The organism is Nostoc sp. CMAA1605 (assembly GCF_021596505.1).
In the GTDB taxonomy this organism is placed as follows: Bacteria; Cyanobacteriota; Cyanobacteriia; order Cyanobacteriales; family Nostocaceae; genus Trichormus.
Genome location: NZ_PJIZ01000023.1, coordinates 67,359 through 88,779, shown reverse-complemented (window position 1 = coordinate 88,779; position 21,421 = coordinate 67,359). Strand labels below are relative to the sequence as shown.

The window sequence follows — 21,421 nt, the reverse complement described above, 5'->3', positions numbered from 1 at the left end:
TTTGAATCTTGCCAAATTCAATAGCTGCGTCTAAGTCAAATGGTTCTATGGGTAATAGTTCAGTAAATTGCTGCAAAGTCTTCAGGTTTGTAGCTATCTGTTGAGAATAGTAAATGCCTTTATAAAGTTCCGCAACTATAATTGTGGATAGATAACATTGGCTAAAGTAGTGATTAAATTTATTCACTGCTTGGGGGTTATCTTTGAGAAGTGCAATGCAAATGTTAGTATCTAACAGATACATTAGCCGTTCTCCTGATGATCAATTGAGTCTATGGTTCTACCTTGGTAAGTATGGCGTTGTTGGTCAATTTCTGCAAATATTTCTGTTAAATCTGGTTGATTTTTCCACGCCCCAAATAATTTCCTTAATTTAGCTAATCTCTCTTCTTCTGTTAAAGGTAGTTTTCGTTCGGTTATTTGCTGTTCAATCAATTCCAAGTCAATTATTATTTCTGTACCATCGGGAATATTGTTTAGTTGTTCTAACAGTTCAATATTTTGACCACGTTTTATACCTTTAACTCTCATATTTACCTAAATTGTAGAATTTTTATATATTCTAATTTGATATTAACCAATTATTCAACATGAGACGCATTATTTATGAAATGCGCCTTTTTAAATTTACCTATTTTCCCATCAGACAGAAATAGCCATTAGGTAAGGAAACAGACGATGCTACCAGCAGTCATACTTGAGGGTGACGGTTTTCAATGCCTTAGCCAGTCCCAAACGTTGTTTTGGAGTTAGTTCTGTAAAACTGCTGACTGGCTGAATGGGAGCTATCCAGACTTCATAGGGATAGCGTGCACACACTGGGACGAAGGCGATCGCATCGCATCTTCATCCTGATATATAATTGGCAATTTAGCAGAGGCTTGAATGAGGTGGTTAAATTTGTTATTCCCACGTTTCTAAACTTTCTTCATCCTGATTTTCATCAGAAAGTTGTAAAGTAGGCGTTTGAATGACAAATGGCAATTCTGCACCTATCAGACCCCTTTGAATACGTTCTGAAGTCTCATTAAACAGAATAAATAAAGGATATATACTATTAGCCCCCTCACTGAAAATATGACTGTGACGATAGGGCATCAACCATTCATAATCTTGATCTAAAAACACCTGAGTTTGTCGCCAACGTCCTAACAAATCTGAAAAATCTTCATCGGGACGATGGATAAATAGTAAAATTTCTGCTCCGGTTTTCACCTTCCACTCAGGATCACACATTAAAATTGCCACATCACAGGGGAGATGAATAGCCTGTGTAGTTGCAGACTGAATGTTGCGTAAACGCACAATTGGCAGAGGAATAGAGATTAAGCTTTCATGTGGACGGCGCAGACTAGGGAGCATTTCCAAGTAGGGACGGTATTGCTTGAGTAATGCGATCGCTGCTAAATGATTGCTATACTCTGCTAAACTCGCTTCATAATAAGATTTCTGCACAGGCATAATCAATTCAAATTTTACAATTCATGGTTTATTTTTGACTATCCCAATTTTTCAAACACCTTAAATAAGGGTAGATACATAGCTAACAAAATTGTCCCCACCATACCCCCTAACACCAAAATCATAATTGGTTCTAACACGCTAGTTAATGCTTTTACTGCTTGCTCAACTTCATCCTCATAGAAGTCAGCAACTTTCATTAACATCCCATCTAGTTCCCCAGTTTCTTCACCAATGCTAATCATTTGAATCGCCATTGCTGGAAAAACATTCGCTTTCTGTAGAGCCAAACTAATCATACCCCCTTGTTGGATTTCTGCTCTGGCTCCATCAATAGCATTAGCAACTACCTGATTACCTGATGTATCTCGTACAATTTCTAATGATGTCAAAATCGGTACACCAGAACGGGTCAAAGAACCAAAGGTACGACTAAAACGCGCCACTGCAGATTTTTGAATTAAATCACCAAACAAAGGCATCTTTAAAGAAAGACGGTCAATAGTTTCCTTACCAACACGGGTTTTATAATATTGTGTAAAAGCAAATCTTACACCTACAAGTGAGGCAATAATTACTAATGCCCAAGGACTTCTTAAAATTTGACTACAAGTCATCAGAAATGCCGTCAGTGCTGGTAATTCTGTTCCTAATTCCTGGAAGATTTTTGCAAAAATAGGAATCAAAAATACAGTCATACCCACGAAGATAGCAGTTGCCAAAAAACCAACCACCACAGGATAAGCTAGAGCAGATTTAATTTGGTTCTGTAATCTAGCCATATCTTCTAATAATTTGGCGAGGCGATTGAGAACTTCATCCAGAACACCACCAACCTCTCCTGCTTGGATCATACTGACATATAATCCATCAAAACAATCAGGATGCTTCCGCATAGCATCTGAGAGATTCACACCACTTTGAACATCATTACTAATATCAATGAGAGCCTGCTTCATTTTAGGATTCTCGCACTGATCACCGAGTACACCTAAACCTCTCACAATAGCTACACCAGCATTGACCAAGGTGGCTAATTGTCTAGAGAAGACCGCCTTTTCTTTAACAGTAACTTTTGCAAAAGAATTCTGGAATTTTTGGAAGTCAAAACCACCGCCTGACTGCTTTAAGTCTTGAACTACAAAACCTTTATCTCTCAAATTAGTGCGAGCGTCCGCCAAAGATTCAGCAACCACTTTTTCGCTTCTAGTTTTTCCCTGTGAATCCCGAACACGGGCAACAAATGTTGGCATAATAATTCAAAATTCAAAATTATTAATTTAGTCAATAGTCCATAGTCAATAGTCCATAGTTTATTAGTGGACTGTTGACTGTTGACTATTGATTGTTGACTAAGATTAATGTGCTTTGACAGCACCGGGTTTTGCACCTGCGGCTTGTGGGGGAGCAGTACCAATGAGGCGTTGAATTTCATCAGGTTTAGAAGTTTTAGACATTGCAGCTTCAAAAGAAATTGCGCCTGCTTTGTAGTAATCTGCTAAAACTTTTTCTAAAGTTTGCATTCCCAATTTACCGCCTGTTTGAATTGCAGAGTAAATTTGTGATGTTTTCCCTTCACGAATTAAGTTAGAAATAGCGGGAGTAACAATCATGATTTCCTGCGCCATTACCCGTCCATATTCACCGGGTTTAGGATTCTTCTTCGGTACTAAGGTTTGACTGAATACTGCTACTAAAGAGTTAGATAATTGCACCCGTACTTGGGTTTGTCTTTCATGGGGGAAAACGTCAATAATCCGGTCAACAGTTTGGGCGGCGGAACTGGTGTGTAATGTACCAAATACTAAGTGTCCTGTTTCTGCGGCGGAAATGGCCAAAGAAATTGTTTCTAAATCCCGCATTTCCCCCACCAGGATAATATCTGGATCTTCCCGCAGAGCAGCTTTCAAAGCATTAGCAAAACTCTTAGTGTCTTCACCTAATTGTCTTTGGTGAACTAGACTTTTAATTGGTTCGTAAACAAATTCAATGGGGTCTTCTACTGTTAAAATGTGTTCGGCTTTAGTGCGGTTAATTAAATCAATCATTGCCGCTAGAGTGGTGGTTTTACCAGAACCTGTAGGGCCTGTCACCAGAATTAGTCCTCTGGGTTTATCAGACATTTCTCTGACTACATCTGGTAAACCTAATTTCTCAAAATTAGGGATTTTAGAACTCAGAGCGCGTAAACAAGCAGCATATGCACCACGCTCTTTATAAACGTTTACCCGAAAACGAGCTAGACCCTTAACACCATAGGAACAGTCCAACTCCCAGGTTTGTTCTAGGGTTTTGCGTTGGGTATTATTGAGCATACTAAAAATTAGTCTTTGGCATTGCTCCGCACTCAAGACATTATCCCCGATGGGTGTGAGCTTACCACTGATCCGAAAATAGGGGGGTAAACCTGCGGATAAGTGCAGATCCGAACCACCCATTTCAATCATCTGCTCCATCAAGTCTTCAATCATCATTTCCATAGGTTCGCTGCACTCCAATTCAAAATGCAAAAAGGGTATAGGGGTATAAGGGTGTCAGGGTATAGGGGAAACATCTTGGGTGTGTTTCCTCTTCTTTTCTGACTAATCATCAAACCGAGGTGTCATACAGTAGGGACAATCGAGCCATTCTGGTTGTAAGACGGCGTTGCAACTGCGACAGGTCAGTCCACTCTTACGTTTAGCTTTTAATTCAGCTTCTAAACCTGTGTCTGTGAATGTCACCCGTTCTACTTCTTCTAAGGTGGTAGAACCTTGGCGTACTAGGTCTAAACTGTAAGCCAGCAAGGTTTTCATCCCTTCTTCAACAGCTACCTCTTTGATGCGTTCTGTGGGTGCTTCTTCGTTGATTAAAGTTTGTAGCTGTTCAGTCACCCGCATGACTTCATAAACACCACAACGGCCTTTGTAGCCGACACCGTTACAGGCGGGACAAAGCTGATTTTTGTTTTTAGCTTCCGCGATCGCCTCTGATGGTACAGTATTAGCCTTATAGAAGGTGACGTTAACTTCTTGGGAAGCAGACATCCCATAACGGGCTAGCTCTTCTGGTGTGGGAGTATAGGCAATCTTACACTCAGAACAAACACGCCGCACTAGACGTTGTGCTAACACCCCAATTAGAGAACTTGACACCATAAATGGTTCAATACCCATTTCTCCCAAACGAGCGATCGCTCCAGGAGCATCATTTGTGTGTAAAGTAGTTAATACTAAGTGACCAGTCAAAGCAGCTTCAATCGCTGTTTTGGCTGTTTCTTTATCTCGTGTTTCCCCCACCAGTAGCACATCGGGGTCTTGTCGCAAAAACGCCCGTAATGCAGTGGCGAAATCTAGTCCTTTTTCCCGAATTACCTGGACTTGAGTAATCCCCGGCAAACTGTACTCAATTGGATCTTCTACCGTACTGATATTAATACCAGGAGAGTTCTTTTCTGCTAGTGCTGAATACAGTGAAGTTGTTTTACCAGAACCAGTAGGCCCTGTGACCAAAATCAACCCGAAAGGCTTGCTGACCATATCTTGAACAATCTGCAAGGTTTCTGGGTCGGTAATTAACTTATTCAATCCCAGTTGGGTAGAAGAGTTATCCAAAATTCGCAGACACACCTTTTCCCCATAGCGACTGGGTAGGGTATTGACCCGAAAGTCTACTTTGCGTCCCTCAAACATCCGACGAATCCGTCCATCTTGAGGTAAACGTCTTTCTGCAATATCTAAGTTGGAGATGATCTTAAATCGGGCTGTGACCGCCGGAATGATTTTTTTCGGTAGAGGATCAAAAGCCTCTCGCAACACCCCGTCCTTACGGAAACGAATCCGCAAATTTTCTTCTTGGGGTTCAATGTGGATATCAGAAACCTTCTCGTGCAAAGCTTTCGCCAGAATGCGGTTCACCAGATTAATCACTGGCGCATCCTCTGCACCCTTCATCGCCGCCCCTAAATCCGCCTCCATTTCTTCTGGGGCATCTTCCAGGTTGAGATTGCTGAGGTTTTCTAAATCCTGATTAATATCTGTAAATTTTTCTTGTTCTATGTGTTTTTGTCGGACAGCCAAATCATCCAGATATTGATTGATCAGTTGCTGATAATCCTCCTGGGTGATTACCATGCGCTTGAGTGCTAAACCTTGGGGGCGCAAGATACGATTCAGGTCATCAGACGCTTCTAAGTTATCTGGATCAACCATTGCCACCAGAATGTAGGGTGGATTTTGTTGATCATTTTTTGATAAGGGTACTAAACGATGACGACGGCAGATATCAACTGGAATCAGAGATTCTATCAGTTGACCCACCATTGTATCGCCAACATTGTTGGCTTCCGGATCAAGGAATTCGACACCGTATAGTATCTTCAGTTCAAATAATTGTTGTTTCTTGTATTGTCTGAGAAACTCAGGTGATAATTGTCGCCCGGTGATTGACTCTAGCACGTCTGTCAATGGTCTACCAGACTTGCGACTTTCAATCAACGCTTGCCTCATCTGGTCAGTATTGACATAACCAGACTGGACTAATTTACTACCAAAAGGCGAAAACTCCGTTCTTGTCGTGAGAGCGGTACTGCGCCGTTGCGGAGAGGATTGAGTCATAGATGAGCAATGAGTAGGGAAAACCTCTGCTTAGAGTATTCCCAACCTGAGCTAAATAATTTTCATTAAGACTAAGTAAATTCAGGTGAAAACTTTAAAATGTCTGGATTGGGGATTGGGGACTAGGGACTGGGGACTGGGGAATGGGGATTGGGGAATGGGGATTGGGGACTGGGGATTGGGGACTGGGGACTGGGGACTGTTGACTATTGACTATTGCCTATTGACTAATTTCGGTTTCTCACACCTAGAAGGTCTGTTCACCATTTGTCAAAATAAGATGACTGTAAAAGCATTTCTGGGGAAATTGCGGTCAAACATCAGCCTGAGTGTATAGCCATTGATCAAAATGGTGGGTACTTGTGGCGAAATTCTACCGTAAAGCACACCTGGGATGAGTAGACTTAGATAATGATGGACGAAAATAAACAGGTCAACAATACAAGCCAGCCGTTGGGTGAATCAACAGAGGTAAATCAAGCAATGATGAGCGACTCCCAAGCCCCAATTAATTCTCACGAATCTGGCAGCGAGGTTACTGAGCAAGTGGCAGCCCCCAATAATGTATCGGGAGACACTGTACTCACAGAAGAAAATAACTTTGCTGCACCAGAAACAATTCAGATCGAAACAGCCGCTTTGGCAGAATTAAATCAGCAAATTGATTTACTCAAAGCGCAACTGGAAGAACGTAGTACGCAGTACATGAGAATTGCGGCTGATTTTGAAAATTACCGTAAACGTACACAAAAAGAAAAAGAAGAGTTAGATTTGCAGGTAAAGCGCAACACAATTATGGAGTTACTGCCCGTAGTTGATAATTTTGAACGGGCAAGAGCGCACCTGAAACCGCAAACTGAAGGTGAGATGACAATTCATAAAAGTTATCAAGGAGTCTATAAACAACTGGTAGATTCCCTGAAGCGACTGGGTGTATCACCAATGCGTCCCGAAGGTCAAGAATTTGATCCTAACCTTCATGAAGCAGTAATGCGCGAACCTACGGATGAACATCCTGAAGGAACAGTGTTAGAAGAGTTAGTGCGCGGATATTACTTGGGCGATCGCGTTTTGCGCCATTCGATGGTGAAAGTGGCTGCTCCCAAGGAAGATGCACCACCTGCACCAGAAAGTCAGTCGAGTCCAGCCGACAGTTAATTACTGTATTTGCTCGCCTCACTGACCAATAGTGCCTGGATTATAGTGGAGGCGAGCATTGCTCAGTGTTGGGTATTGGGAACTGGCAACTGGCGATTGAGGATTGGTGAAACCTTGTATGAGGCATAATCGGAAATTTCCTTTCCTAAATTCCTCCAGTGTTGCACCCCTAAATCTCCCTCTTTGGCCTCAAGGTTGTCCGCGCATATAGCATTACGGCAACAGCAGTCAGTAAAAATACCTTAATATGGGAAAAGTTATTGGAATCGACTTAGGCACTACAAATAGTTGTGTTGCGGTTTTAGAAGGTGGACAGCCAATTGTCATCGCCAATTCCGAAGGCGGAAGAACTACTCCAAGTATCGTGGGATTTGGTAAAAGTGGCGATCGCTTGGTCGGTCAATTAGCCAAACGCCAAGCTGTTACTAACGCAGAAAACACGGTTTTAGTATTAAAAGATTTATCGGTCGTCGTTGGGATGACACGGAATCAGAGCGCGATCGCGTCCCTTATAACTGTGTCAAAGGTCGAGACGAAACTGTTGATGTGCAGATTCGCAATAAAAATTTCACGCCCCAAGAAATATCTGCCATGATTTTGCAAAAACTCAAGCAAGATGCAGAAAATTTCTTGGGCGAAACTGTCACGCAAGCCGTAATTACCGTACCAGCATATTTCACCGATGCTCAACGACAAGCCACTAAAGATGCTGGCACTATTGCTGGTTTAGAAGTATTAAGAATTATCAATGAACCGACAGCTGCGGCTTTAGCGTTTGGCTTAGATAAGCAAGACCAGGAGCAGCTGATTTTAGTTTTTGACTTAGGCGGCGGAACATTCGATGTCTCTATCCTGCAACTAGGGGATGGGGTTTTTGAAGTCAAAGCTACCAGTGGCAATAATCAATTAGGTGGTGATGACTTTGATAGTTGTATTGTCAATTGGATGATTGAACGCTTCCAACAACAAGACAACATCGACCTAGCTCAAGATAAAATGGCACTGCAACGACTCCGAGAAGCCGCAGAAAAAGCCAAAATAGAACTCTCTAGTATGGTCAGTACCTCCATTAACTTGCCTTTCATTACGGCCGATGCCACTGGGCCAAAGCATCTAGAAATGGAACTGAGCCGCTCTAAATTTGAAGAATTGGTGGGATATTTAATTGAAGCTACCATCCAACCAATGACGCAAGCCCTCAAAGATGCTGACCTCCAACCTCAAGATATCAACAGAATTATTCTTGTAGGGGGTTCTACTCGCATTCCGGCTGTCCAAAACGCCCTAATTAAATTTTTTAACGGCAAAACTCCAGACCGTTCTGTGAACCCGGATGAAGCGGTAGCTTTGGGTGCAGCTATTCAAGCAGGTGTTTTGGGTGGCGAGGTTGATAATCTTTTGCTGTTGGATGTCACACCTCTATCTTTGGGCATTGAAACTTTGGGCGAAGTCTTCACCAAAATCATCGAACGTAACACCACAATTCCCACCAGCAAATCACAAGTCTTTTCTACCGCCGTGGATGGTCAAACTTCCGTGGAAATTCATGTCCTCCAAGGTGAACGGGCGATGGCAAGAGATAATAAAAGTCTCGGCAAATTCCTCTTAGCAGGAATTCCGCCAGCCCCCCGTGGTGTACCGCAAATTGAGGTATCTTTTGAAATCGATGTTAACGGTATCCTCAAGGTTGCAGCCCAGGATAAAGGCACGGGTAGAGAACAGAGCATTCGCATTACCAATACAGGTGGATTGAGTACCAACGAAGTAGAACGGATGCGCCAAGAAGCCGAAGTTTTTGCCGAAGAAGATAAAAGACGCAAAGAACTTGTGGAACTCAAAAACCAAGCTGACAATCTGTTGTCTAGTTATGAATCGACTATCAAAGATAACGGACAACTGATTGGGGAGCAAATGAAAGCTCTGGCCAACGAAAAAGTCGCTCTACTTCAGAGTGTGATGACAAATCCTGCGATCTCCCTCAAAGAGTTTCAACAGTGTCTAGAAGACTTCCAACAAACTCTGTTTGCGATTGGTGCGGATGTCTACCAACGCGCAGGCGGTCAAGGCGATGAGACAATAGATGCGATCGCCGGTGAAGCGTTACCTCCCGAAATGGAACATCCGATGAATGGGACTCTGATCCCTCAATTTAATTTTGATTTTGATGAGGAAAGCACAGCGCAAGCTGATTATGAAGCGATAGATTAGGAATGACAAAGGCAAAAGTTAAAAGGAAAAAGGAAAAGGATGTTTTTCCTTTTGATTTTTACCTTTTGACTTATTGCAAGGGGGGTTTTCCACACCTGATGGTGCGGCTAGCCCCTCTAGTTTGTGGGCAGGCTTTTTTCGTGGTACGTAGCACAATTGTAAAAGAGACAGCCAAGTTTGTGAGTCACAAATCTCAGCTGTTGTTCTCTGACTCTCAAATGCAGTAGCTTTCTTTTGTTGAATCAAGAAAAGCTCTCTTAACTTGCTATTTGCTGGTGATTTTTGTAAAAGGTAAAAGGTAAAATCAATTATTAAAATAAGTTAACGTCTACCTTCTGCCTAGTTGATAGCCAGCCGCCCTAGTGGTGTCTGCTGCTTTAATTATCTATCCGTCCTCACTTTTACCTTTGCTATATGGCCCGCGACTACTATGAAGTTCTTGGCGTTTCTCGTGACGCTGACAAGGAAGAAATCAAACAGGCTTATCGTCGTCTCGCCCGGAAGTATCACCCAGACGTGAACAAAGAATCTGGTGCGGAGGAACGATTTAAAGAAATTAACCGTGCTTACGAAGTCCTATCCGAGCCAGAAACCCGCGCACGTTACGATCGCTTTGGGCCTGAAGGAGTTTCTGGTGCTGGTGTAGGCTTCCAAGATATGGGCGATATGGGTGGCTTTGCCGATATCTTTGAAAGTATTTTTAGCGGTTTTGCCGGTGGTATGGGCGGCCCCACACAAAGACGGCGTAGCGGGCCGGCGCGAGGCGATGATTTACGGCTAGACTTAAAGTTAGATTTTCGGGAAGCAGTTTTTGGTGGTGAAAAGGAAATTCGCATTTCCCATTTAGAAACCTGTGAGACCTGTGCTGGTTCTGGTGCCAAACCAGGGACTCGTCCCCGTACTTGTTCCACTTGTAGTGGTTCTGGTCAGGTACGGCGTGTGACCAGAACGCCCTTCGGTAGTTTTACTCAAGTATCCACTTGTCCCACCTGTAATGGCACGGGTATGGTAATTGAAGACAAATGTGATACCTGTGATGGTAAAGGTACTAATCAAATTACCAAGAAACTGAAAATCACCATCCCCGCAGGTGTAGACAACGGTACACGCTTACGCATATCCCAAGAAGGTGATGCTGGTCAACGTGGTGGCCCGCCAGGGGATTTGTACGTATATTTGTTCGTGAATGAGGATGAGGAATTCCAACGTGATGGCATTAACGTCCTCTCAGAAATTAAGGTGAGCTATTTACAAGCGATTTTAGGCTGTCGCTTGGAAGTGAATACCGTAGATGGGCCAGTAGAGTTAATTATCCCCGCCGGGACTCAACCCAATACGGTGATGAAATTAGAAAATCGTGGTGTACCCCGCTTGGGTAATCCCGTGAGCCGAGGGGATCATCTATTAACGGTGTTAATTGATATTCCTACTAAGGTGACACCAGAGGAGAGAGAATTGTTAGAGAAGCTAGCTAAAATTAAGGGAGACCGTACTGGTAAAGGCGGTTTAGAAGGTTTTTTGGGAAATCTGTTTAAGTAATGAAGTTATCTTCTCTATCAACTCCTGATGCTCAACTAGATTTGCGCGGCACTCCTTGCCCGATTAATTTCGTGCGGACTAAACTCCGTTTGGAGCAAATGTCCCCTGGTACTTTGTTGGAGGTATGGCTAGACCCTGGTGAGCCGATTGAGCAAGTCCCCGATAGTTTGACCATGGCCGGTTATCAAGTAGAAAAAATTACCGACTGTGCCGACTATTTTGCTTTGTTAGTTCGCCGTCCTGTAAACGCCTAATGAAACTTGGTACTACTGGACAGTTTTTGGGTACGGTGTTAGCCGTACAGGCGAATTTCTACAAGGTACAGCTAGATTTTGAGGCAGGGGTGCAGGGGTGCAGGGGTGCAGGGGGAGAATTAGATTTAAATTCTCCTCTGCTCCCCTTCCTCCTATGTACTCGTCGGACTCGACTGAAAAAAATCGGTCAGCAGGTGATGGTGGGCGATCGCGTGATTGTAGAAGAGCCAGATTGGTCTGGAGAACGAGGAGCGATCGCGGATGTCTTACCCCGTCAAACGGAATTAGACCGTCCACCAATCGCCAATGCGAACCAAATCCTGCTGGTTTTTGCGGTGGCTGACCCTCCCCTCGAACCTTACCAACTCAGCCGATTTTTAATTAAGGCTGAATCTACGGGCTTAGATGTGGTTTTATGCTTGAATAAAAGCGATTTAGTCACACCCCAAGAGCAAGCAGAAATTCGCGATCGCCTGTTAAGTTGGGGATATCAACCCCTATTTATCAGCGTTCAGCAGCAAATTAATATTGAGGAAGTAGCAAAACATCTCAGCCAGAAAATTACGGTTGTGGCTGGGCCTTCTGGAGTGGGTAAATCTAGCTTAATTAATGCCCTGATTCCCGATATCAACCTGCGCGTGGGCGAAGTTTCCGGGAAATTAGCTCGTGGTCGTCATACCACACGCCACGTAGAATTATTTGAGTTACCTAGCGGCGGTTTACTCGCAGACACTCCAGGCTTTAATCAGCCTGATTTAGATTGCAGTCCCGAAGAATTAGTACATTACTTCCCTGAAGCCAGTGAAAGCCTCGCCCATGCTCACTGTAAATTTAATGATTGTTTACATCGAGATGAACCAGATTGTGCTGTGCGGGGTGATTGGGAACGCTATGAACATTATCTAGAGTTTTTAGACGCAGCGATCGCCAGACAAACACAACTCCAACAACAAGCCGATCCCGAATCGACCTTAAAGCGCAAAACCAAAGGCAAAGGCCAAAGCCAATACGAACCCAAACTAGAAAGTAAAAAATATCGTCGCACTTCCCGACGTACTCAAGTGCAAGGTCTACAAGATTTATATCATGATGAAGAATAACAGCATTTCCCAGCCCCTAAATTTATTTATAGGGTTCTCCCCCTGTTTCCCGTTCCCTGTTCCCCGTTCCCTTTCTTGATATTTAATTTGCTGAAATTACTAATCTCCTACGATCCCCAGAAGGTCTTAAAATATTGTTAATTTCTGCCTACTCCCTAGACCTTCAATTTATAAGAATCACCCCAGAAAATTATGGCTATTGGCTACGTCGCGCTTGTACTTCATGCACATCTACCCTTCGTGCGTCACCCAGAAAGTGATTATGTGTTGGAAGAAGAATGGCTTTATGAAGCTATTACAGAAACTTACATCCCCTTATTAAAAGTATTTGAAGGCTTAAAGCGAGACGGTATAGACTTTAAAATCACGATGAGTATGACACCCCCATTAGTGTCCATGCTGCGTGATCCATTATTACAAGAACGCTACGATGCACATTTAGCACAATTAGAAGAACTTATAGAACTGGAAGCCGAACGCAATATCCACAATGGGCATATGCGTTATTTGGCGGAACACTACGCCACTGAATTTAACGAAGCGCGCCAGATGTGGGAACGCTACAATGGCGATTTGGTGACGGCGTTTAAACAGTTCCAAGAAACTAATAATTTAGAAATTATTACCTGTGGTGCAACTCACGGCTATTTACCGTTGATGAAAATGTATCCGCAAGCGGTGTGGGCGCAAATTCAGGTTGCTTGTGAACACTACGAAGAAACTTTTGGTCGTCCACCTAAAGGAATTTGGCTGCCGGAATGCGCTTACTATGAAGGCTTAGAACGGATGCTAGCTGATGCTGGCTTGCGTTACTTCCTCACCGATGGACATGGTATTTTGTATGCGCGTCCCCGTCCCCGCTTTGGTACTTACGCGCCAATTTACACTGAAACTGGTGTGGCGGCTTTTGGTCGAGATCATGAATCTTCTCAGCAGGTATGGTCTTCTGAGGTGGGTTATCCTGGTGCGGCGGAATATCGGGAATTTTACAAAGACTTGGGCTGGGAAGCTGAGTATGAGTACATCAAGCCCTACATTATGCCCAACGGTCAGCGTAAAAATACGGGGATTAAGTATCACAAAATCACCGGACGCGGCTTAGGTTTATCTGATAAGGCACTTTATGATCCTTATTGGGCGAGGGAAAAGGCGGCAGAACACGCGGCTAACTTTATGTATAACCGCGAACGACAAGCAGAACATCTTTATAGCATTATGCAGCGTCCGCCGATTATTGTTTCGCCTTACGATGCGGAATTATTCGGTCATTGGTGGTATGAAGGCCCTTGGTTTATTGATTACCTGTTCCGTAAATCTTGGTATGACCAAGGAACATATCAAATGACCCACTTGGCTGATTATTTACGGGCTGAACCGACTCAACAAGTGTGTCGCCCTTCCCAGTCGAGTTGGGGTTACAAAGGTTTCCATGAGTATTGGTTGAATGAGACTAATGCTTGGATTTACCCTCATCTGCATAAAGCTGCGGAACGGATGATTGAAATCTCCCAATTAGAACCAGAGGATGAATTAGGCTGGAAGGCTTTAAATCAAGCCGCGAGAGAATTATTATTGGCGCAATCTTCCGACTGGGCGTTTATTATGCGGACAGGAACAATGGTTCCCTATGCGGTGAGACGCACGCGATCGCACTTAATGCGCTTTAATAAACTCTATGAAGATGTGAAAGTCGGCAAAATCGACAGTGGTTGGCTAGAAAAAGTCGAATTAATGGACAATATCTTCCCTAATATCAATTATCGGGTTTATCGTCCTTTGTAAAGCATTGGGAATGGGGCATTGGGCATTGGGCATTGGGCATTGAGTTTTCTTTCTCCACTTCTCCCTTACACCCTTACACCCTTACACCCCTACACCCTTACACCCCTAAAAAACAAACCCCCAGCGTCAATTACTGGGGGTTTTATTATTGCTGTCCATTACAGCTATTGAGGTAAATTGCGGCTAGTGTAAGCATCCATAGCATAGGCGGGGGTGCGATCGCTATAGTCTATGTCTGCACCTGTAATCGATTTTGCTAATTTTTCAAAAGATTCAGAACGCCAGTTTCTTTCGTGGATGGGCTTTTTCTGTTCTCCTAAGAAGTAGGCTAAAGTGCCTAGTACGGAAGCTGCTACCCAACCTAAAAGTGTTACTGCAACTAGAATTGTCATAATTAACCTCTTTTTTATACTTTTGTAACTTTGTGTAAATAAATATAACACTATTGCAACAAAATTTGCAATATGTGCAGCAATTTCTCTTGGTGCTAGGAGTTATCTAGATTTGTAAAAGCGCGTCAATTTGTTTTTAAGCAAATATCTTTAAATGATATTTATCGACTGTTAAGTAGCCATCATGAAGTGTGTGCTTCACTAGGTTCACAACAGTTATATTCATGTAATTTAAATTACATGAATATTTTATATACTTATATAAATATGCGGTTTGAGATATGTTCACAATTAAACTGGATTTTGATATCAGAGGTTTTGAGAATTTGTAGCGATCGCAACTTTCAACTAATATCTAATATCTGAGAAATGAGCTATTCTAGCGCATTTTAGATTTGGATGATATCTAGAAAGCTGAAAATCATCCTAGAGATTTCCAGAATACTACTTGGGTATTAATTGAAGCTACTGTTGGCAAACGATAACTTTACGATTTTTGCAGTTTGTCTTGCGATATACAACAGCTTTATAGTTATGGAACTATCTTTAAGAAAGAGGAGATTAATTACTGGTTTTGATGAGTTAAAAATTTTATTTTTTAACTTACATTGACCATAAACTTAGGATGTTAAGTATCTGCATTTGTTCCACGCTTATTTTGCATAAATTTTAGACAAGCCAAGTCAATCACGTATAATCTACATATTTTTTCTGATGAAAAAATCACATCAACGCAACCAAACGGTTCTGATTACAGGAGCTGCTAACGGTATTGGTTATGAATTGGCATATATTTTTGCCCAGAATAACTATAATCTTGTATTAGTAGATATCATGCCGCAAAAGCTAGCCGATGTTGCTGATAAAATTAGGCATCAATTTGAAATTCGGGTAAAACCAATAGTTAAGGATTTGTCTATCAATACTTCACCAGAAGATATTTTTGCAGAATTACAACAAGAATCTATTCAGATTGATGTTTTAGTAAATAATGCTGGATTTGGTATTCATGGTTTATTTAGTGAAACTAACTTGAATACTGAACTAGAAATGCTGCAAGTAAATTTAGTAACTCTGACTCATCTAACTAAGTTATTCCTTAAAGACATGGTCAGAAAAGGTGATGGCAAGATATTAAATCTTGCTTCTGCTGCTGCATTTCAACCAGGCCCTTTAATGGCAGTTTATTTTGCCACCAAAGCTTATATTTTATCTTTTTCCCAAGCACTAGCGAGGGAATTAGAAAATACAGGTGTAACTGTAACAGCCCTTTGTCCTGGCCCAACAGAGTCAGCTTTTCATAAACGCACAGGACTTGCAGGTGCTAGGCAAATAGAAAGTAATAATATGATGGATGCCAAAAAAGTCGCAAAAATCGGTTATCGTGCCTTAATGGCAGGTAAAACTGTGGCTATTCCTGGGCTGAAAAATAAAATGCTGGCGGAAATGGTGAGATTTATCCCCAGAAATTTGGTCACAAAGATTGTGAAAAATATGCAGGAAGTTACTTAACAGGGGACGGGGAACAGGGGGATTTAAACCCCACCCAACACAAGGGAATGAAACAGCCCTGCTTGCAGTAAGCTAATCGTCATTCATTTTTCCAGACTGATTCGCGGCGTTGCTGATTAGTGGGATGATTTTTGTCTCACGCAAAGGCGCAAAGGCGCAAAGGCGCAAAGAATTAATATTCTGCTTTGTACAAAAGTCTCAATTCATCCCGCATTTATGCAACGCCTGATTCGCTTGTAGTAAGGGCTTTAGCCCTGGTTTTATGCCAATACGGTTCAGTTAACTGAACTGTATTGGGTTTTATGCAACTTAAATGCTGATTAGCTTATCTAAGCTGGAGGTGGTTCTCTCCACGCCAGTTGCTTCTGTTTATCTAGGCGAAATATAAATTTTTAATTAAGTTTATCTTGATCTCTGCTGTCGAAATCGCCGTTGGAAATGGCTAACTTTGCTATTGTGAAAAATTTAAACTTTCCTTGATGGTTTTGCTGACTGAATTACAGAAGTCAAACAACTTCATGAGGGGTGACAGCTATCTTGGCAACTTTACGGCAATTAGTTAGCCATATCTGCGAAAATCTGTAGCACAGGATACATAATAGCTGTTTTAAATGCTTTAGTATCTCTCTCTTGGGTAGAATTCTATCTAAAAAAAATAAAAAGCATTCACAATTTTTGGTTTGATTTTCCGGTTATCTAATCAATAACAGGAAAGTGTAACTAGGTTAAGAAAACTATCAAGTCTCACAAATAAAATTTATTTTGTGTATGTATAACCGTGTTAATCTACCCAATTAGGATATTACTAAAAACAGCAAAATTTAGTTCTTAGTGAACATTTAGGGAGTGGAAAAATTACTTTTAACAAGTTTTTAGTAGAAACACTGTGGGAATAATTCCAAGACTGATTAACAAAGTAAATATAGGCTTCTGGCAAATTACTCAGTTTTGACTTTGCGCTTAATTTTCTCATGAACAGCCACCAGATCCCCAAAGCTAAGTTTATGAACACTGGTTAAAGAATTCGTGAAAATTTGATAAAATTGGCAAGTCACCCTGAATGCCACTCAGATCAATTCAAAAATAAGTCAAAGTTTATGCCAAATTGCTGATTTATTGATGATTGGCTGGTGGTGAAAAAACCATTTTGCCATAAAGCAATTATTGGGGAAAAATCTCATGATTGCATGAATAATGAAATGTTGAAATGAACCAATTTTCATGATTCAAATCAGCATGAATTTTTGACATTGGCAACTTTGAGCTAAATCTGACCAAGAGTTTATACACCAATCTGAAGTTAAACCATGAACCCCTCTTCGCCGTTAAGAGTTTCGGGAGGGCTGAATCAATATGCTAGCAATCAGCCATCTTCCACTCCAGTCGCGCCTATCCTCAAATTGCTGAGGTTAGTTGCAGGGGATACGAGTCTAATGACGGAGTTTAGCCAAGCTTGGGTGGTGCGGGAATTCCAGCTAGGTGATGAGTTGACTAGCTATAGTTTAGGTGGGGAAGTTGTAGATAGTAATAATATTGTTTCTTTAGTTTGTCAAGGCCGAGTCCGGTTGTTGAGTTTGAATCACAAGTTAGGGCGGGAAGTTTCGACTCAATTATTGTTAGATGGACAAGTTTTTGGGGGAGATTATTTATTTTGGCATCATTGTTTACCATATCGAGCGATCGCAGCTAGTCCTGGTAGTCTGGTGCAAATCTCTGTCACCGAACTAGAACAGTGGTTAGAACGCATACCCCAACTAGAAGATTATTTACAGCAGTTAGCTAATGAACGACAAACGCTAATTTTCTTCAAAAGCTACACTGATTTACACTCGCTCAAAAGCACCACACTGCGAGAATTATCACCTTTATTAACCACTACACAAATCCCCGCCGATACACCTTTATCAACAGCTACTCCCCCAGAAGCTGGACGATTTTGGCTAGCGCGTGGCCAAGTCGAGTCTATATCTGTGGGGAGTGTAACCCCGGCGATGGGTGATAGTTGGGGATATCCAGAACTGACACCACCAGACGGGAAGGCGCAAACAGACTTGTTAGTGTATCACCTATCTATAGAAAACTGGGATACAGCCAAGGCTTTAGCAGCTAATTTTTGGATTAATCATCATCCAGCAGTAGCAGCCAAACCAGTGGCGAAAACTACGGAGAGTAAAACTAAAATCCTCCTACCACCAATTACGAATGTGTCAGTGCGGGAAAATCATACCCATCATCCCGAAGCAGATAGCAAAGTTGTTAACGAGGAACGAGGAACGGGGAACAGGGAACAGGGAACAGGGAATGGGGAAGAGGGAATTGACTTCCCCCAACAAGAAGTAAAACGCAGGTTTTGGTTTACTTATCCCTTCATTCAGCAACAGAGTTTATCTGATTGTGGGGTGGCTTGTTTGGCGATGATTAGTCAGTATTGGGGTAAACGCTTAAGTTTTCCTACTCTACGTCAGTTAGCCCAAGTCGATAGATTAGGTGCAACTTTAGAAAGTTTAGCCAACACCGCCCAAACCTTGGGTTACGATGTCCTACCAGTCCGCGCTAGTTTAAATAAATTAGAATGGCAAACTAACCCGTGGATTGCCCACTGGCAAGGCATTCACTATATAGTAGTGTGGCAAATTAAAGGCGATCGCATCTTAATTTCTGACCCAGCTTTGGGTAAACGATGGCTAAAACGTGCCAAATTTACAGCTAATTGGACGGGTTACGCCCTGTTATTAAATCCCACTGATGTTTTTTATGCCCTCAAAAGTGAGAAAGTATCACTAGGTCGCTATGGGCAAATATTGTGGCATTACCGAAAGTTACTCAAGCAAGTTATTCTCGCTTCCCTCTTAATTCAGATATTCGGACTAGCCGCACCTCTTTGTACACAAATTGTTCTCGACCAATTTATCCCTAGTAAGAATTTAGATACATTAAATGTCTTCGCCATTGCTTACCTATGTTTAGGGATTTGGCGAAACATCTTAACGGTGCAACATCAATACTTACTTGATTATTTAGCCAGTCGTCTTGACCTCAATCTCATTGGTAGTTTTATTCACTACACCTTACAATTACCCTTGCAGTTTTTTGCTACTCGTTCCGTAGAAGATATTGTCAGTCGCGTCCAAGAAAATCAAAGAATTCAACAATTTATTACTCGTCGGGCAATTGGTGCAACTATCGATGCTTTGATGGTCATCATTTATTTGGGGTTGATGATTTCCTACAACTGGCAATTAACTTTGTTGGTATTAAGCTGGATTTTAGCGATCGCATTTTTTGCGCTAGGTGTCAGTCCTTATATTAAGCAAGCATCCAGAGAAGTTTGGCAAGAATCCACCGGACAACAAACAGCAATTGTCGATATGATTAGTGGGATTACCGCCGTCAAAACCGCCACAGCCGAACGGGGACTGCAAAAGTATTGGGAAGAACGCTTCTTGAAAATGTTAAAAGCGCGGTTGCAAGGACAAAAATTAGCTAATCGGTTACAGCTAACCCGCAGCTTAATTAACCATATCAGTAGCACCCTGATTTTATGGTTTGGGGTGACACTAGTCATGGGAAAACAAATTTCCCTTGGTCAGTTTGTCGCTTTTAATCTACTAATTAGTAGTATTACTAACCCAGTTTTAGCCTTGGTGGGATTATGGGATGAATTTCAACAAGTGCTAATTGCAGCCGAAAGACTTAATGATGTGTTTGCAGCCGGTGCAGAAGAAAATCAGCAAACTACACTGTTGGTAATGCCTCCTATTGACGGGGAGGTAAGGTTAGAAAGTGTGTCTTTTCACTATCATGACCGACCAGAACGGGAAATTCTGCAAAATATTTCCTTGATTGCCAAACCAGGACAGATTATTGGCATTATCGGCCATAGTGGTGCCGGTAAAACCACTTTAGGTCATTTACTCGCAGGCTTATACACACCCACATCCGGCAAAATCTTCATTGATGATCATGATACAGCCATCATGTCTACCCAATCCCTGCGGAGTCAATTGGGACTAGTATTACAAGATGTGTTTCTGTTTTCTGGGACAATTTTAGAAAACATTACCTTACATGATCCAGAGTTTAGCCGAGAACAAGCCATTGCGGCTGCCAAGTTGGCTAACGCCCATGAGTTTATTCAAGCATTACCTTTCGGTTACGATACAAAGATTAGTGAAAGGGGTTTAGGGCTTTCCGTCAGTCAAAAACAAAAAATTGCGATCGCCCGCACTTTAATTAGAAACCCCAAAATTTTGATTTTTGATGAAGTGACTTTTAACTCCGATATCGACACCGAAGCAGACTGGCACGATAATTTAGCTCTCATCACTCAAAACCGCACTACATTTATCATCTCTCATCGCGCTGCCAATGTGCGCCATGCCGACTATATCTTAGTCCTAGACAGAGGCATGATTATTGAGCAAGGCACACACGAACAACTGATGAACATTGCAGGTATTTATCATCAGTTAGCAGTGAGGTAGGGGTTGGGGACTGGGGATTGGGGTCTGGGAGACAAGGGAGACAAGGTAGACAAGGTAGACAAGGTAGAAGAACTATCAATAACTAATGACTAATGACTAATGACTAATGACTAATGACTCAACATTTTTAGTAAAAGTTTTTTGGATAAATTGAATAATACTGATACTGAATACATATTTATTCGTTTTTGAAGGCAAATTTTATATTTATTTTATTTTTGTGTAAGTAGATAATTAATAATCATTAAAAAGTAGTCTATATCTACATTCTGTATCAGTTGTCTGCTACCGAATAGTTTTGTGTCTCTATGCTATTCATTTAGCAGAGACGGTATCTGGCAAATCAATAAGTGACATAACTGAAGAATTAAATTAACGTTATTCCTTCTCCTCTTGTCGGCTGTTTACTGCCTCACAAGCAATTGCGATTACATTCAATCATTGAAAAAGGGTTTGACCCCTCACCCAAAAAGTTATTTAATGAGCTTTTATACGGTATTAATTCTGAATTTTAATTGTTGCTTATAACCCTATTTAGTGGTAAATTTTCTTAGTGGGTTTAAAGTCTCAAATGCACGACGGGCGAGGGGTTAGACCCCTCATTACCTAGTCAAAAGTATTCAATATGAAAAACAGTACAGCAAAAAAATCCACATTGAAAATATTCCGTAAATTTAATGGTTAAAATCCCAGATCCGTAGGTGACATTCATGAAAAAAAATAGTATAAATACGAATATCACACTTGATATATTGAGTATGAATCAATAATTTTTCAGTAACATACTCAAAAACACTGAAGATGATAAGTATTTTATTCTTATACAGAGGAAAATATCACACAGTGAAAATATCAGGGGTAAGATAATTGGGAAATGTGACAGTTAAGTACGAAAAACTGTATCTACCAAAATCCGAAGTGAGACTTTTGTCTGCT

General features: G+C 41.7%; 15 protein-coding genes and 2 pseudogenes. 9 read left to right on the top strand and 8 right to left on the bottom strand.

What is annotated here, in order from left to right:
- From CV014_RS11025 to CV014_RS10995, 7 genes and pseudogenes are all read right to left on the bottom strand, one after another.
- Positions 1–244 (bottom strand): type II toxin-antitoxin system VapC family toxin (locus CV014_RS11025; protein WP_236142064.1); only part of this gene is annotated, 244 nt, incomplete at its 3' end.
- Positions 244–531 (bottom strand): hypothetical protein, encoded by a 288-nt coding sequence (locus CV014_RS11020; protein ID WP_236142063.1) that lies wholly within the window; start codon positions 529–531, stop codon positions 244–246. The genes CV014_RS11025 and CV014_RS11020, both read right to left, overlap by 1 nt.
- Positions 532–684: 153 nt before the next feature.
- Positions 685–840 (bottom strand): annotated as a pseudogene (locus CV014_RS11015) (galactose-1-phosphate uridylyltransferase); the annotation flags it as partial.
- Positions 841–903: 63 nt separating this feature from the next.
- Positions 904–1,461, bottom strand: coding sequence for a hypothetical protein (locus CV014_RS11010; protein ID WP_236142062.1), 558 nt, complete (start codon positions 1,459–1,461; stop codon positions 904–906).
- Positions 1,462–1,499: 38 nt separating this feature from the next.
- Positions 1,500–2,714 (bottom strand): type II secretion system F family protein, encoded by a 1,215-nt coding sequence (locus CV014_RS11005; RefSeq protein ID WP_236142061.1) that lies wholly within the window; start codon positions 2,712–2,714, stop codon positions 1,500–1,502.
- A gap of 105 nt (positions 2,715–2,819) precedes the next feature.
- Positions 2,820–3,941, bottom strand: coding sequence for a type IV pilus twitching motility protein PilT (locus tag CV014_RS11000; protein WP_236142060.1), 1,122 nt, complete (start codon positions 3,939–3,941; stop codon positions 2,820–2,822).
- Positions 3,942–4,043: 102 nt separating this feature from the next.
- Entirely contained in the window at positions 4,044–6,056 is a 2,013-nt protein-coding gene (locus tag CV014_RS10995; protein WP_236142059.1) for a GspE/PulE family protein, read from the bottom strand.
- Positions 6,057–6,141: 85 nt separating this feature from the next.
- Between CV014_RS10995 and CV014_RS10990 the strand changes: the two genes are divergently transcribed.
- The 7 genes and pseudogenes from CV014_RS10990 to CV014_RS10960 all read left to right on the top strand — a co-directional run bounded on the left by CV014_RS10990 (position 6,142) and on the right by CV014_RS10960 (position 14,097).
- Entirely contained in the window at positions 6,142–6,393 is a 252-nt protein-coding gene (locus tag CV014_RS10990) for a hypothetical protein (protein ID WP_236142058.1), read from the top strand.
- Positions 6,394–6,467: 74 nt separating this feature from the next.
- The gene (grpE, locus tag CV014_RS10985; protein WP_236142057.1) at positions 6,468–7,214 is read left to right on the top strand and encodes a nucleotide exchange factor GrpE; all 747 of its coding nucleotides are present in this window, start codon (positions 6,468–6,470) and stop codon (positions 7,212–7,214) included.
- Between the two features lie 247 nt (positions 7,215–7,461).
- Positions 7,462–9,422, top strand: a pseudogene (gene dnaK, locus CV014_RS10980) (molecular chaperone DnaK).
- Positions 9,423–9,836: 414 nt separating this feature from the next.
- Positions 9,837–10,961 carry a molecular chaperone DnaJ gene (dnaJ, locus tag CV014_RS10975; RefSeq protein ID WP_236142056.1) on the top strand — a complete coding sequence of 375 codons (1,125 nt, stop codon included), beginning with the start codon at positions 9,837–9,839 and terminating at the stop codon, positions 10,959–10,961.
- Positions 10,961–11,215: a sulfurtransferase TusA family protein gene (locus CV014_RS10970; protein WP_236142055.1), complete on the top strand. Its 255-nt coding sequence runs from the start codon at positions 10,961–10,963 to the stop codon at positions 11,213–11,215. The genes dnaJ and CV014_RS10970 overlap by 1 nt, the downstream gene beginning before the upstream one ends.
- Positions 11,215–12,315, top strand: coding sequence for a small ribosomal subunit biogenesis GTPase RsgA (gene rsgA / locus CV014_RS10965; protein ID WP_236142054.1), 1,101 nt, complete (start codon positions 11,215–11,217; stop codon positions 12,313–12,315). The genes CV014_RS10970 and rsgA overlap by 1 nt, the downstream gene beginning before the upstream one ends.
- Positions 12,316–12,507: 192 nt before the next feature.
- The gene (locus tag CV014_RS10960) at positions 12,508–14,097 is read left to right on the top strand and encodes a glycoside hydrolase family 57 protein (protein ID WP_236142053.1); all 1,590 of its coding nucleotides are present in this window, start codon (positions 12,508–12,510) and stop codon (positions 14,095–14,097) included.
- 164 nt (positions 14,098–14,261) lie between these two features.
- Here CV014_RS10960 and CV014_RS10955 read toward each other — a convergent pair whose 3' ends face one another.
- A complete protein-coding gene (locus CV014_RS10955) occupies positions 14,262–14,489 on the bottom strand; it encodes a photosystem II protein, Psb35-related (RefSeq protein ID WP_236142052.1) in 228 nt (75 codons plus the stop codon).
- Positions 14,490–15,203: 714 nt separating this feature from the next.
- Here CV014_RS10955 and CV014_RS10950 point away from each other — a divergent pair.
- Together CV014_RS10950 and CV014_RS10945 are read left to right on the top strand one after the other, a co-directional pair.
- Positions 15,204–16,001 carry an SDR family NAD(P)-dependent oxidoreductase gene (locus tag CV014_RS10950; RefSeq protein WP_236142051.1) on the top strand — a complete coding sequence of 266 codons (798 nt, stop codon included), beginning with the start codon at positions 15,204–15,206 and terminating at the stop codon, positions 15,999–16,001.
- Between the two features lie 1,307 nt (positions 16,002–17,308).
- Positions 17,309–20,485 (top strand): cysteine peptidase family C39 domain-containing protein, encoded by a 3,177-nt coding sequence (locus CV014_RS10945; RefSeq protein WP_236142050.1) that lies wholly within the window; start codon positions 17,309–17,311, stop codon positions 20,483–20,485.
- Positions 20,486–21,421 lie beyond the last annotated feature (936 nt).